We start from the raw sequence: 13,569 nt of genomic DNA, 5'->3' as shown, positions 1-13,569 counted from the left end.
CAGGTGCCCGGACCGCCGCGGCGGCGACGGCCCGGGCCCGTCGGCCGTCGCGAGGATCACCTGCCCTTCGTGCGCCCCTGAGCGGACGGGCCGTCGGCGGTCAATGTGCCGTCGGCCCGGATCGCCTGCACCGTGAAGGTGTACGTCGTGCCCTTGTCGAGGCCGGTCACCGTCGTCATGCGCGCACCGGCGCGGACGCGGGCGAGCTCCACGCCGTCTGCGAAGATCGCATAACCCACGATCGATGCTGCGGCGGCAGCCGGGCTCCACCGGAGATCCGCCTTCTTCGCCGCGGTCTTGGTGACCTCGAGCGCGCTGCCGGCGGGCCAGACGACGGGAGACTCGACGATCACCGCGTCCATGATCGCGATCCTGCGCGACTCGGAGTACGAGGTGAGGTTGACCACGCGCAGGGTGTGCGCTCTCATCTCCAGCCCGTCGATCCGGAACACCATCTGCTGCGCCGAACGCGTCGACGCGAGCGGCTCGACCGTCGCCGCGAGTTCGTCGTCGAGGTAGATCTCGACCGGTCCCATGTCGACGTACTTCTCGGTGAGGTAGGCGATGCCCGTCCCGGTGAAGGAGTATGTCACCGAGTCGCCGGCGGTGGTGGAGTAGTGGATGTCGTCCTCGTAGTCCCCGAAGGGGCGGTTGGACTCCACTCCCCATTCACCGGAGTACACCATCCCCGGGTCGTCGTCGTTCACGTGGGTAAGCTGCACGCCCGGATCCGACACGCTCACCGCGTACTCGCCCGAACGCCCGTCCAGAGTCGCCGTGATCCGCGCGGTGCCCCATCGAACGGCGGTCACCTCGCCGTTCTCGCCGACGGTGGCGATCGTCGGATCGGACGAGGAGTAGCGCACGCCGTCGGTGACGGGCCTGCGACTCCCGTCCGCCCCGACCGCCTCGACCGCCGTCGCGCCGGTCTCGCCGACGTCGAGCGTCGAGGGACCGGAGGCGATGAGCGCCTTGACCGGTGCCGTGCCCGCGGTGATCGTGAACCGGTCGAGCCGCAGACCCGTGCTCGCGGCGACCAGCCGCACGTCGTGCACGCCCGCGGGGAGCGTCACCCAGGTACCGGTCTCGGCGAACTCGCCGTCGGTGTCCGGCAGCAGCACGGTCGTCGGGTCTCCGTCGATCTCCAGGCGCAGGGTCTGCGGACCATCGGCCGCCGCGGTGAACGCGAAGCGGTACGCACCCGAGTGCGGGACGAAGATGTTCTCGTAGCGCAGGTAGTCCTCCACGTCGATGTCATCGATGACCGTGTGCGTCTCGCCGTCGATGGCGCGCTCCGTGGTGACCACACCCGTGTCGGCGCCGTTCCACTCCCACTCCTTGGCGAGGTTCCACTGCATCGTGTAGTCCTCCGCCTCGATGCTGGCGCGGAAATCACCCTGACGGCTCAGTTTCATCCAGTTCCAGACGATGCTGGAGTTCGCCTGCGTCCATACGATGCGCACCGAATGGGTGCCCGCGGTCAGGGGCAGCACGAAGTCCTCGGTCCGCACAGCGCCGATGCCGCCCGTGTCGCCCAGCTGCAGATCCCCGGTCGCCTCCACTCCGTCGACGAGCACGCGGAAGGCGAGCGGATCCGCGTTCACGGTGGAATAACGCATCCGCAGCAGGTAATCGCCCGTCTCGGCGATCTCGATGCCGTCGTACTGCAGCCAGTCCCCGGCGTCGATCACAGAGACACCGGGGGTGCCGTCGTCGGTGATGGCGTCCTCGGCCTTCAGCCAGGTGCCCTCCTGGGAGCTGGCGTCCTCCGCCTGGATCAGGAGGTCGTCGGGGGTGGCGAGCGTGAAGCGCATCCAGTTCAGGAACAGCCAGCGACCGTCGGTGCGCGTGAGGGGGATGCTGTGTCGCCCGGCGGCGAGATCCACCTGGCGCTCGATCGTGCGATACGTGTTGTAGCCACCGGTGTCCGGCGTGACGATCGCAGGCAGCGCCGGCTCGCCGTCGATCTCGAAGGCGAGATGATTGCCCGCTTCGCTCGATACCCGCAGCTCGAGCGTGTACCTGCCGTCGACGGGCACGTCGACCGTGGAGTACTCGGCCCATTCCCCCGCCTCGTCGAAGTAGACCGCGCCGAATCCGCCCTCCGGGGGTGCCTCGACGCCGTACGCACCCGATGCCGCCGTATAGTCCTCGCCCTCGACCCGGAACTGCTCGGCCACTGCCGGCGGGGCGACCGCCCCGGCACCGGCGACCACGGTGATCTCGCCGATCGGGTACACCTTGCCGTCGCCGTCCGGCATGGCCAGCTCGATGCGCGGATCGCCGTTCTCGTCGACCATCGCCATGGCGAGCCGATAGGTGCCCGGCTCGAGCGATGCGGGGGCGTGGAATGTCGACTGCACGGTGTGCTGCTCGCCCTTGAACCAGCGGCGCTGCGTCAGCGTGTCATCGGTGCCGCTCCACACGGCGTCTCCGTCGGCGTCGAGCAGCGAGACCCGCAGCGGGTAGTTCCTGGGGCTGAAGCCCACTCCGCCGTTGGTCCAGATCTGGCTGAGGGTGAAGTCCTCACCCGGCGCGATCTCGGTCGGATAGGTGGCGCTGGGCATCGTGAAGCGGTATCCGGAGTAGCGGGCGAGGGTCGTGAACCATTCGCCGTAGACGCTCTTCATCTCATCCCAGTCCGCGAAGCTGGTGTTGTTGATGCCCTGCAGGTTGGTGCGGTACCCCTCCAGCGCGTTCTTGACCACGAGTCGCGGGTTGTTCGCCATGATGCTGCTGTTCCAGCTCGACCCCTCGGAGACCTGGATGTGGTCGCGCCGAAGCAGGCGGTTGTTCCAGGTGCTCTGACTCTTCGTGCTGTAGTTCATCCAGGCGAACGCGCTGTTGACGGTGTCGGAGCGGAACCCCCAGTCCTCGTTCTCGGCCCCGTAGTCGAACGCGAAGGCATGATGGCGCTTGGCCTGCGTGTCGGCATCCGGATCGGCGGCGACCACGTCGGCACCCGCGTTGGGCATCATGACCATCGTCTCGGTGAAGGCGTCCTTGTAGATGTCGATGATGCTGCGCAGCGTCGACAGCCGCGTGGCGCTGTCGGGCCACGGGAACGACAGCGCGTCGTTCCAGCCGCTCCACTCGCCGAACAGCGCGAAGGCGCGCAGGTCCACCCACGCCATCCCGGGGTTCTCGTCGTAGCGTGCGCCGAACGCCTCGACGGCCTCGCGCAGCTCGGTGAGGTAGATCGGGTCGTAGTAGAGCGGCTGCTTGGCGGTGTAGTGATCGTTGTACGATGCGAGGCGGTACGACGCGCCGGCGTCGTCGAACAGCCAGCGCGGCGGGTACTCGTACGCGAACACATTGGGGTCGTTCTCGATGTCGGGGGCCTCCGACATGAGCAGCTGGAACTCGACGGTCTTGTGCTGCTCGGTGATGCGGTCCATGAACGCATCGAGACGATCCCAGCGGAAGACGTCGTTCTCGGGCTCGAAGTCCGCCCAGGCGATCTGCAGGCGCACGATGTCGGCGTCGTCGGGGATCTTCTGCGACCCGTCGATGAACGCCGTGATGGCCGGGTCGGTCGCGAAGGTGTAGCCGCGCTCCCCCTCGGGCTTGGGCGAGTTGATGTCGAAGGCAGTGCCCGTGTAGGGGTTGCCGTGCAGCACCTGGTGCGGGTCGGAGAAGTGCACGGTGGTGCGCTCCGGCGGCGCGGGATCCGCGGATGCCGCGGATGCCGGAGCGGGGATGAGCAGCGCGACGGCGACGACCGCGGCGGTGCAGACGGAAACGGGGCGACTGAGCGTCATTGCTCTCTCCAGGGTGTGGCGTCGGTGACGGATATGGGGATGCGATGTGCCGGGCTCGGCCCCGGCACATCGCGGTGGGATCAGTGCAGCGCGGGCCTCAGCGGTATCGGGGTGCCGAGACGAGTCGATTCGTAGGCGCCCGCGACGAGCTCGACGTGGGCGCGACCGGTGCGACCGTCGGGTTGCCGGGCGACCCCCTCGCGTACGGCGAGCAGGAACTCGCGCAGCAGGAGGTCATCCATGGGCGGTACGTAGCTGTGCGCGAGCGACCCGCGTCGGGCGCTCCATCCGGTGAGGATGTCGGCGAACGGGGCGATCTCGGCGAAGCCCTCGGTCCCGACGACACTGAGGGTGACGAGATCGCCGACGTCGGGGGCGCCGTTGGTGCGCGACCACGAGCAGTCGATCGAGGCGATCACGCCGCCCTCGTAGCGCAGCGACACGAGCCCGCCGGTCTCCACGGCGCGACTGCCGCCGTTGGGGATGGCCGTCGTGGTCGCATACACCTCGACCGGTTCCTCGCCCAGCAGGTCGCCGATCAGGTCGGCGGCGTGCACCACGTGATCGGTGAGCGCGCCGCCGCCGCTGAGCGCCGGATCGATGAACCAGCTGCGCGTGCCCACGGGGACGCCGCCGCAGTTGGTGGCGCTGATGGCGACGATCTCGCCGAGCGAGCCCTTGCGCACCGACTCGCGCAGCTCTTCGTAAGCCGGTGAGAATCGCACGGGATAGGCCACCATCAGCACCACGCCGGCGGCGTCGGCGGCGGCGACCATGGCTGACGCGTCTTCCGGCGTGGTGGCGAGAGGCTTCTCGCACAGGATGTGCACGCCCTCGGCCGCCGCCCGCTCTGCGAGCGCGCGGTGCTCGATGTTCTCGGCGCAGACGATCACGGCATCCGGACCCCACCGCCAGATCTCGTCGTAGGACGCGAGGTAGTGCGTGCCGCCCAGCTCGCGCGCGAGCGCGGGTCCCCCGGATTCGCCGACGGGACGCGTGGCGTGGCCCGGGTCGCTGACCGCGAGCTCGATGTCGGGCATCCTCTGGAGCGCGGCGATGTAGCTCTGCGCATGCGGATGGGCGAGGGAGAGAACGGCGATCTTCATGCGGCGACCTCCTGTGGGTCCTGGGCGAGCTCGATGACGTTCCCCGTATCGGCGGAGCGTGCGATGGCGTCAGCGAGACGCATCGCCTCCAGCCCGTCGCGCGCGCTCACGCGCGGGGGTCGGCCACTGTCGACGGATGCGACGAAGTCGGCCAGCTCGGCGCGATACGGACTGGTGAGCGGGTCGAAGCGCGGGAGCAGAGTGTCGGCCTCATCGACGGGTGCGGTCGTGGCGACGAACGGACGGCGCACGTCGGAGTCGGCCGACAGCAGGCCCGCGGAACCCGCCACGTCGAACACGGTGCGGAACTCGATGGGCGCGGTCGTCCATGTCGCGGTGAGCGCCGAGATCGCTCCGGAGGCGTGCGTGAGCAGCGCGTGAGTGGTCTGGCTCGCGCCGACGGCACGCGTGCGCGCGAAGACGCGGACGACATCGCCTGCGACCCAGCGTGCCACGTCGATGTCATGGATCATCAGGTCGAGCAGCACACCTCCGGAGAGGGGCGCGTCGCTGTACCACCCGCTCTGCGGGCTGCGACCCTGACGGGTGTGCCTCTGCACTCCGACCTTGCCGATGTCGCCCGCTTCGATCGAGCGATGCAGCTCTGCGTACTCGGCGAAGTAGCGCACGACGTGCGCCGCGAACAGGGGAACGTGCGCCTGCTCGAACTTCGCGACCAGTTCCTCCGCCTCGACGAGCGTGCGCGCGAGCGGCTTCTCGCTGATCGTCGGCAGCCCGTACTCCAGCGCCTGCAGCGCGAGCGGATGGTGGGTGTGCGTGGGGGTGCAGATGTCGACGATGTCGGCGACGGCGAAGAGCTCGTCCAGCGTCGACACGACACGCCCGCCCCCGTACCTGGCCACGAGCGGCTCCGCGTCGTCGGCGAGCGAGAACACGACGACGTCGAATCCGAGATCGAGCCACGCGGGCAGGTGGGCGTTGGCGATGCCGCCCGCGCCGATGAGTCCGACGGTGCGAGTCATACGGGAGCCTTTCGGGTTCACGGGTCGGGAGCTCATTTGCCGATCCCCTGCGTCATGCCGCTCACGATGCGACGGCCGAACCAGAGGTAGAGCGCGATCATCGGCAGCACGACGATGACGACGCCGGCGAACAGCCCTCCCCAGTTGGAGGTGTACTGCATGTTCGAGTAGAAATTCAGGAGCGCGACGTTGAGCGTCTGCTTCTTCTGGTCGGGCACCAGGAGAAGCACGATCATGGTCTCGTTCCACAGGGTGAGGACGTTCAGCACGGCGATCGTGGTGACCCCGGGCTTGGCCAGCGGCACCATGATCGTCAGGAAGGTGCGCAGCGGGCTCGCGCCGTCGAGAGCGGCGGCCTCCTCCAGCTCGGCGGGCAGTGAGCGGAAGTAGCCGATCAGTACGAAGATGCTGAACGGAAGGCTGAGCACCACGTAGAAGATGGCGACGGTGATCCGCGCATCCCAGGCGCCCGTGATCCACTCGATCATGAACCGCGACAGGCCGACGCTGATCAGCACCATCGGCACCATGAAGGCCTGCATCGGGATGCTCATCCCGATGGCGAAGAAGGTGGTGACAGGTCCGCTCGAACGCCCGCCGAGGCGGGCCAGCGCGTAGGCGGCCGGAATGCTCAGCACCATGATCAGCAGCACCGAGGCGGTCACCAGCACGACGGTGTTGACGACCGCGTCGCCGAGACCGGAGACCGACCACGCGGTGACGAAGTTCTCCCACATCCATTCCGACGGCAGACCGACGGGGTTGGCGAAGATGTCGCGCGAGGTCTTGAGGGAGTTCAGGATGATCCAGACGACCATCGCGACATTGAACGCCACCCAGCCCCACAGGCTCAGACGGATGACGAAGGCGGCGAGTGCGCCCAGAGCGCCGGCGGTCGTCCGGGTCATCGTCGACGCGGTCACAGTTCCACTCCTTCGCGGCGCGAGATCCGCCGGCTGAACAGGATCAGCACGACGGTGATGACGGTCATCACGACGCCGATCGCAGCAGCGTCACCGAGCTGCGACAGTCCTCCCGCTCGTCCTCCGGTGACACGCAGGTACTGCTCGACGGCCAGTGTGCGCGCTTCGAGCGGCGGCGTGCCGGCGGTGCCGGTGAAGGCGAGGATGATCTCGAACGTCTTAATCCCGGCGATGACCCACAGCGTGGCGGCGACGGCCATCATGTCGCGGGTGAGCGGAAAGGTGATGTGGCGGAACTGCTGGAACAGGGTCGCCCCCTCCAGGCGCGCGGCCTCGTAGAGACTGGGCGGGATGGCGTCCACCGCCGACATCAGCAGCACGACGTAGAAGCCGGCGATGCTCCAGACGAGGCCGACCTGGATGACGGAGAAGACCAGGTCCGGCCCGAGCCAGGGCTGGCGCAGTCCGTCCGCGCCGATCAGCGACAGCACGCCGTTGACCAGGCCCTTGGGGTTGAACAGGAACGACACCGCCAGGCCCACGGCGATCGGCGAGATCATGAACGGGATGAAGACGGCGGAGCGGATGAGGGCGCTGCCGCGCATCTCACGGAGCACGATCATGCTGGCGCAGGCGATGAGGAAGATCACCAGCCCGACCACGATGGTCAGCAGGAGGGTGTTGGTGAACGAGCCGAGGAAGACGCGGCTGCGCAGCAGTTCGACGTAGTTCGCGATGCCGACCCACCGGAACTCGGTGCCGAGCCCCGACCAGCTGCCCAGGCTCAGGGCGACACCGAACAACGACGGCAGGATGAACAGCACCAGGTAGCTGACCAGCGCCGGCAGCAGGAACGGGAGGTACAGGCGGCGGCGGGCGACCGCGAGCGCTCCTCCGCGGTCGGACCTGGGGACCGCGCCGGTCGCGACCGGCACCGTCCCCAGGTCCTGTTCGAGCGTGACCACTACTCGCCCGCGAGTGTGCGCGTCTGGTCAGCGCCTTCGGCGACGAACTGGTCGACCGTGAGCGATCCGCCGATGAGCTTGTCGTTCAACGGCAGGAAGACGTCGTTCCACCATTCCGGGTTCACCGTCGCGATCCCGTCGAAGTCCAGACTGGACGAGGTGGCGTCGGCGATCTGCTGCTGGATGGTCGCGAGCGCCTCGGGCGCCGGGGAGTCGATGCGAGACGGGATGTTGTCGGCATCCGTCGCGATGCGGTCGATGTACTTCTTCTGCATCGCGAAGCCGAGGAACTCGGCGACCTCGTCCTGGTTCTTCGAGTCGGGGTTGACGCCCCAGCCCAGGGCGCCGATCGTGACGACCTGGTCTTCGGTCGCGGTCACCGGGGGCAGCGCCATGATGCGCGGCTGGATGCCGTCGGCGCGCACGGGTGCGGTCTCACTCGCGAGCCAGGTGCCGTTGAGGTTGAACGCGTGCTCGCCGCCCGCCCAGGCGTTCTGCGCGTCGGGGAACTTCGTGGCCATGTAGTCGGGCTGGAAGAGGTCGGCATCGACGAGCTGCTGGAGCGCGTCGAGTCCCTCGCGAACGGCAGGGTCCTGCCAGGCGTCCGGGTCGTCGGCCAGGTCGAGGATGACGCCCGGACCGGCGGTGGACAGCAGCAGCTGGTACGTCCAGAAGGCGTTGTACGAGTTGATCGTGCCGTCCAGCGCGATGGGCTGGTGCCCGCTGGAGGCCTTGATCTTCTGCGCCGCGCTGAGGAAGTCCGCGAAGGTCTTCGGCGGGGCGGAATCGAGCTCGGGCTGGGCCGCGGCGTCGAACCAGAGACCCACGGAGAAGACGGAGTGAGGCACGAAGCCCGGACCCTCATCGTCGCTGATGGCGCCGATGACGCTCTCGGGGATCACGTCGCCGATGGTCTTGTCCTCGCCGGGGATCTCGGCGTCGAAGAAGGGCGCCATGTCTCCGAGTGCGCCGGCGGCGCGGAACTGCGCGGTGTGGTCGATCGCCGTGTCGTAGAAGTCCGGCCCCTCGCCCGTGGCGATGGCGTTCTTGACCTGTTCCTCCTCGCCGTCACCGAGCCACTGCACCTCGACCTCGACGCCGGTCTCCTTCTTGTAGTCGGCGATGATGCTCTCGAAAAGGGTCGCCTGTGGCGTGCCCTCGGCCCACTTCCCCCAGTAGACGAGGGATGCCGCATCATCGCCCTTGTCGGCCTGCAGGTTGGTGCCGCAGGCGGTCAGGGCTCCGAGCAGCAGTGCAGAGGTTGCGAGAGCGACGACTCTGTTGCGTGATCGCATTGCGTTCCTGTTCTTTCGTTGAACGGATCATGGGTTCGCGACGGGCGTCCGGACGTCGGGTCGAGGTGCATCGCCGCGTGAGCTAATAATAAACACACTTTGTGAGTAAATGGAAGCGTGATCTAGGGTCGAGACATGAACGTTCTGCTGAGACAGGGAAGTCGCCTTCTCCGCGGGCCCAGTGACCCCTCACGGCTGCGACGACTCAACGCCCTGTCGGTCATCGATGTCATCCGGCACGAAGCCCTCACCATCCCCGCGATCGCGCGAGCGACAGGACTGTCGAAGACCGCGAGCGACTCCGTGGTGACTCACCTGCTCGATCTCGGCTGGGTCACAGCCGAGGATCCGCTCGCCCCGACCGGTGCGGGACGACCCGCGAGCCGCTACCGTTTCCGTGCCGAGGCGGCGGTCGTCGTCGGAGTGGACATCGGGCAGCACACCACGCGGGTCGTGATCGCCGATCTGAACGGCGCACCGCTCACCGACGGGGTCGCGGCGGCCGACGCCGCCTCCGATCCCGGCACGCTCATCGCTTTCGCGGTCGAGCGCACCGGCGAGCTGCTGGGCGCCCTCGGGCGGCGACGCGAGGACGTGTGGTCCATCGGCGTCGCCTTCCCGGCCGTCGTCGAGGACGGGATCGTCGTGCGCGGCTCCCACGGCTGGGACGGGTTCGACATCCGCGCCGCTTTCTCCGCGCACTTCGACTGCCTGACCTCCGTCGACAACGACTCGAACCTCGCCGCCCTTGCCGAGGCATGGAAGGGCAGCGCGACCGAGTCGCACGGGCTCGTCTACGTGCATTCCGGAGAGCGCACCGGATCCGGTCTGATCCTCAACGGCGAGGTCTTCCGCGGCACTCGTGGTGCCGCCGGCGAGATCGGCGCCCTGCCGCAGCTCGGCTGGGAGTCGGCCCAGCAGCACCTGCGCGGCGTGCAGGTCGATGACGGCCGGCTTCTCGAGCGCGCGCAGGTGTTCGAGGGTGCTCGCGACGGACACCCCGCGGCGGTCGCGGCGGTCGACGCGTTCGCGGAGGCGATCGCCACGGGGATCGCGGCGCTCGTGCTCACCGTCGACCCCGACGTCGTCGTCGTCGGCGGCGGGAACACGCGGGCCGGCGACGTGTTCCTCGAGCCGCTGCGGCGGCACGTGGACGCCCTGTGCATCGTGCGGGAGGCTCCGCCGCTCGTACTCTCGTCCTTGCAGGAGCGGGCATCCGTCACCGGTGCCGTGGGGCTCGCGGTGACCTCGGTGCTTCAGAGGCTCTACGACGTGCTGCTGGGTGGCGAGACGCTCCCTCGCGCCGACGGATCCGGCATGGCGTTCCGGGCGGGCGCGCCCGGCTGAAGGCCGGCCCGGGGTGACGGCGGGTCATCATACGCGCGCGAGGGGCCCTCGTCACCTGCCTGCCGCAGACCGCTCGTGTCGTGTGGACTCGCCGCATGACAGGAAACGACGGACACGACAGCACAGGGCGCGACGACCGTTCCCAGGCCGACCCCCAGCCGGCGAACGAGGCGCTCCCGGACGGGCAGTTCCAGGACCAGGACATGCCGACCACCGACGGCGAGCCGGCCGAGCCGGATCCGCGTCCCGACCCGACCGGTGAGCACGGCGGCGACGACCCGCTGCCGAAGACGACCGACGATCAGGGCAGGCCGCTGGACAACCCCTCCGGCGGCTGATGCGCGGCGTCCGTGTCGCGCGGCGGACGCGCGGCACGGACGCGCCGCCGGTCAGAGCACGAGTCCGAGCGACGCCAGGGCGATCGCGATCACAGACGAAGCCGAACGAACGCCGTTCAGCACGTTCCAGCGGCGCTCGAAGGAGGCGCGCGACGCGGTCGCCGCTGAAGAGGAACTCTCCAGCGCGTTGTTCAGCGGGACGCTCCCTCCGATCGTCACGATCACCGCTCCGACGAAGAACACGACGCCCGCGGCGGCCAGCATCCATCCACGGGGATCGTCGAGGTCCATCACGCCGGCCCACACGAGCGCCACAGGGGGCGCGAAGATCGGCAGGAGGAACAGGGGGTTCACCACGGCGCGGTTGATCGATCTCATCGCGGAGACGAACGTCGCGTCGTCCGTGCGGCCCAGGCCCGGCATCACCCCGGTCGAGAACGACCAGAACGTCCCTCCCCCGAGCGCGAGGAGGACGAGACCGATGGCGGCGAGGATGTCGGAGAGGGTCACCCGTGCAATCTACGACACCTCCGGCGCAGGCGCTCAGCGAGTTGTCCCGGCGGCCGGACGACCATCTCCGGCGACGCTCGGATGCCGACGCCCGAGCAGCACGCCCAGAAGAATCATCGTGACGGCGAGTGCACCATGCAGCCAGTTGTCTGCGGCGTTCAGCGGCACGAAGTTCGCCGCGTGATCGCCGTGAAGGAACAGTCCGTACACCAGCAGCAGCGCATAGATCACGCCACCCCAGATCAGGTAGTTCTTCGACCAGGCGAACCTCCGCGCGAGCACAAGGCCGGCGACGCCGAAGAGGAGGTGCACGATGTTGTGCAGTACGGAGACCTGGAAGATTCCGAGCAGCATGGCCTCGGACGTGTGACCGGCGAACTCGACCATTTCGATGTTCGTGGTGAGTCCAGGAATGAACCCCGCGATTCCGACCAGGAGGAACACGATGCCGTAGACGAGCGCGACCTTCTGCACGGGTGTCTCGGCATACCGCACATCAGCGCGGGCGTTTGCGTTGCTCTGCATGACGACCTCTCTCATCGATTCCGTCCGATTGATCCTCTGACGGCGCGGAGCCACTCGCCCCGCTTGAGCACAAGCCTGGCGACATGTCGCGCGCTTCCGCGAGGGGGTTGACAGCATTCCGGTGAACCGGATGTGCAGCCACCCGCCGCTGGGTGTTCCGTATTGGCGAGGCGGTGCCCTCACGTCGAGACGTCGTTCTCGATATCCTCAGCGAGGTCGTCGATCACCTCCGGCCGCAGGTCGACACCGGCCTCGTCGAGCCGCTCCTGCAGGACCTGGCTCACGTCGTCCTCCACCTGACCGTGCCGGATCTCGCTGCGCACCTCCTCAGCCATCTGCTCGACCGCGTCGCTTTCATCGCCGCTGTCGCGCATCGCGTCCTGTTCTCTGTCCTCGGTCATGGGCCGATGATCCGTCCGCAGCGCCGCAGCGCCAACCCCCTTGACGGCGCGGCCAGCCTGATGCCGTGCGGGCAGCATCCGGCCGTCGGGCCGCTGCGGCGGCCCTTCGTGGACATGAGCCAGACGTTGCCCCGCGAGTTCAGACGCGAGTCGGCAACCCCTCCGTCACGGCGGCCTGGATGCGCCTGTCGAGATCGTCGAGCTCGGCCAGAAGTTCAGATGCGACCCAGACCCGGTCGCGCTTGCGCCCCGTGATCTCGCGGATGAAGCCGGCGCCGACCAGCCGATCGATCGCGGTGTAAGCCGCCTGCGTGGATGCTCCTGAGTGCTGTTCGATCTCTGCGGCCGTCATCACCGGATGGTCGTAGAACGCGGGGATGAGGGCCGCGGCCGCGGAGCCTGAGCGGGGCTGGATCTCGGCCATCCACTCCTCGGGGAGCGCCTTGATACGAGCGATGGACAGGCGCGAGCATGTCGCTGCCGCTCGAGCGGAGCGTGCGAACAGGTCGATCAGCCGAGCCGGGTTCCCCCGGCGGTACGCCCCGAGAGCTGCGAAGTAGCCCTCACGTTCGGCGAGCAGGCCACTGGCCAGGGGAACGACCGCGTTCCGGGTCACACCTCGCCGGCGGAACACCGCCGAGACCAAGGCACGGCCGATACGACCGTTGCCGTCGGTGAAGGCGTGGATCGACTCGAACTGGGCGTGCCCGATCGCCGCCTGCGTCAGGACGGGCACGTCATCGCGATTCAGGTAGGTCAGCAGATCGTCCATCAGTGCGGGGACGCGCTCAGGCGCGGGCGGCACATGCAGGGCGTCCCGCGGTGAGTAGTCGCTTCCGCCGATCCAGTTCTGCATGTCGCGCAGGCGACCGGCGTACGACGCCTCTTGTGGGTCGTCCTTCGTCAGCGCGTCGTGCGCGGCGAGGACGTCGCCCAGCTCGAATCGCCCCCGTTCTCCGGTCACTGTGACGAGCTCGTGCAGCGCCGTACTGGCCGCCACCATGCTCGTCGCTGAGCTGTTCGAGCGGTTGCCGGCCAGGGCCTTGGCATAGTCGACGGCATCGGCCGTGACCCGCTCGATCTTGGACGAGGCGACCGATTCGGTGCGCATCATGAACCGGCTCATCGCAGCCGAATGCCCCTCGGCATCCGTATCCGCTTGCGCGACGGCGAGCAGGGCGTCCTCGGATGCGACGATCGTCGTCATCGGGGGGAGGTAGTCCCTGTTCGCGATCATCGGAGGAATCGTCGCGTGGACGACGGTGAACGTCCGGTCTTCGCGGACCCCTCCGCGCACCTGCTGACGCCAGGGCAACGCTTCGACGTCGTGGGCAGGCCACGGAAGCCCTGCGTACTCCGATTCGTCCATGCTTGATTATGGCATGCGTTGTTCAAGAATAACCGAGTAAGTTGGA

General features: G+C 68.3%; 12 protein-coding genes. 2 read left to right on the top strand and 10 right to left on the bottom strand.

All coding sequences use genetic code 11. From position 1 onward, the window contains the following. Positions 1–56: 56 nt before the first annotated feature. From ACFWHT_RS12205 to ACFWHT_RS12180, 6 genes are all read right to left on the bottom strand, one after another. Positions 57–3,761, bottom strand: coding sequence for a carbohydrate-binding protein (locus tag ACFWHT_RS12205; protein ID WP_378828857.1), 3,705 nt, complete (start codon positions 3,759–3,761; stop codon positions 57–59). Positions 3,762–3,841: 80 nt separating this feature from the next. After that, on the bottom strand, positions 3,842–4,867 hold the full coding sequence (locus tag ACFWHT_RS12200; RefSeq protein WP_378828852.1) for a Gfo/Idh/MocA family protein: 1,026 nt from the start codon (positions 4,865–4,867) through the stop codon (positions 3,842–3,844). Next, a complete protein-coding gene (locus tag ACFWHT_RS12195) occupies positions 4,864–5,850 on the bottom strand; it encodes a Gfo/Idh/MocA family protein (protein WP_378828850.1) in 987 nt (328 codons plus the stop codon). The genes ACFWHT_RS12200 and ACFWHT_RS12195 overlap by 4 nt, the downstream gene beginning before the upstream one ends. A 32-nt stretch (positions 5,851–5,882) precedes the next feature. Continuing rightward, positions 5,883–6,773, bottom strand: a complete 891-nt coding sequence (locus ACFWHT_RS12190) for a carbohydrate ABC transporter permease (RefSeq protein WP_378828846.1) — start codon at positions 6,771–6,773, stop codon at positions 5,883–5,885. After that, positions 6,770–7,738, bottom strand: coding sequence for a carbohydrate ABC transporter permease (locus tag ACFWHT_RS12185; protein ID WP_378828844.1), 969 nt, complete (start codon positions 7,736–7,738; stop codon positions 6,770–6,772). Before ACFWHT_RS12185 ends, ACFWHT_RS12190 begins: the two co-directional genes overlap by 4 nt. Continuing rightward, entirely contained in the window at positions 7,738–9,033 is a 1,296-nt protein-coding gene (locus ACFWHT_RS12180) for an ABC transporter substrate-binding protein (protein ID WP_378828842.1), read from the bottom strand. The genes ACFWHT_RS12185 and ACFWHT_RS12180 overlap by 1 nt, the downstream gene beginning before the upstream one ends. Positions 9,034–9,168: 135 nt before the next feature. Here ACFWHT_RS12180 and ACFWHT_RS12175 point away from each other — a divergent pair, with 135 nt between their 5' ends. Further along, entirely contained in the window at positions 9,169–10,380 is a 1,212-nt protein-coding gene (locus ACFWHT_RS12175; RefSeq protein ID WP_378828840.1) for an ROK family protein, read from the top strand. A gap of 95 nt (positions 10,381–10,475) precedes the next feature. Next, positions 10,476–10,718 carry a hypothetical protein gene (locus tag ACFWHT_RS12170; RefSeq protein WP_378828838.1) on the top strand — a complete coding sequence of 81 codons (243 nt, stop codon included), beginning with the start codon at positions 10,476–10,478 and terminating at the stop codon, positions 10,716–10,718. A gap of 51 nt (positions 10,719–10,769) precedes the next feature. Here the strand turns inward: ACFWHT_RS12170 and ACFWHT_RS12165 are convergent, their stop codons facing one another. From ACFWHT_RS12165 to ACFWHT_RS12150, 4 genes are all read right to left on the bottom strand, one after another. Beyond that, the gene (locus tag ACFWHT_RS12165; protein WP_378828836.1) at positions 10,770–11,228 is read right to left on the bottom strand and encodes a DUF1772 domain-containing protein; all 459 of its coding nucleotides are present in this window, start codon (positions 11,226–11,228) and stop codon (positions 10,770–10,772) included. A 33-nt stretch (positions 11,229–11,261) separates the two neighbouring features. After that, positions 11,262–11,753, bottom strand: coding sequence for a DUF4383 domain-containing protein (locus ACFWHT_RS12160; RefSeq protein ID WP_378828833.1), 492 nt, complete (start codon positions 11,751–11,753; stop codon positions 11,262–11,264). Positions 11,754–11,932: 179 nt separating this feature from the next. Further along, entirely contained in the window at positions 11,933–12,154 is a 222-nt protein-coding gene (locus tag ACFWHT_RS12155) for a hypothetical protein (RefSeq protein WP_378828831.1), read from the bottom strand. 139 nt (positions 12,155–12,293) lie between these two features. After that, positions 12,294–13,523, bottom strand: coding sequence for a Fic family protein (locus tag ACFWHT_RS12150; protein ID WP_378828829.1), 1,230 nt, complete (start codon positions 13,521–13,523; stop codon positions 12,294–12,296). Between the last annotated feature and the right edge of the window lie 46 nt (positions 13,524–13,569).

Source organism: Microbacterium sp. NPDC058342, from assembly GCF_042723935.1.
Lineage (GTDB): Bacteria > Actinomycetota > Actinomycetes > Actinomycetales > Microbacteriaceae > Microbacterium.
This window is presented reverse-complemented; position numbering and strand designations above follow the sequence as displayed.

Bases quoted from the DNA above. Each gene is read 5' to 3' on its own strand.
- ACFWHT_RS12160 (WP_378828833.1), bottom strand. From the start codon at position 11,753: ATGCAGAGCAACGCAAACGCCCGCGCTGATGTGCGGTATGCCGAGACA.
- ACFWHT_RS12150 (WP_378828829.1), bottom strand. From the start codon at position 13,523: ATGGACGAATCGGAGTACGCAGGGCTTCCGTGGCCTGCCCACGACGTC.
- ACFWHT_RS12205 (WP_378828857.1), bottom strand. From the start codon at position 3,761: ATGACGCTCAGTCGCCCCGTTTCCGTCTGCACCGCCGCGGTCGTCGCC.
- ACFWHT_RS12170 (WP_378828838.1), top strand. From the start codon at position 10,476: ATGACAGGAAACGACGGACACGACAGCACAGGGCGCGACGACCGTTCC.
- ACFWHT_RS12200 (WP_378828852.1), bottom strand. From the start codon at position 4,867: ATGAAGATCGCCGTTCTCTCCCTCGCCCATCCGCATGCGCAGAGCTAC.
- ACFWHT_RS12195 (WP_378828850.1), bottom strand. From the start codon at position 5,850: ATGACTCGCACCGTCGGACTCATCGGCGCGGGCGGCATCGCCAACGCC.
- ACFWHT_RS12155 (WP_378828831.1), bottom strand. From the start codon at position 12,154: ATGACCGAGGACAGAGAACAGGACGCGATGCGCGACAGCGGCGATGAA.
- ACFWHT_RS12180 (WP_378828842.1), bottom strand. From the start codon at position 9,033: ATGCGATCACGCAACAGAGTCGTCGCTCTCGCAACCTCTGCACTGCTG.
- ACFWHT_RS12175 (WP_378828840.1), top strand. From the start codon at position 9,169: ATGAACGTTCTGCTGAGACAGGGAAGTCGCCTTCTCCGCGGGCCCAGT.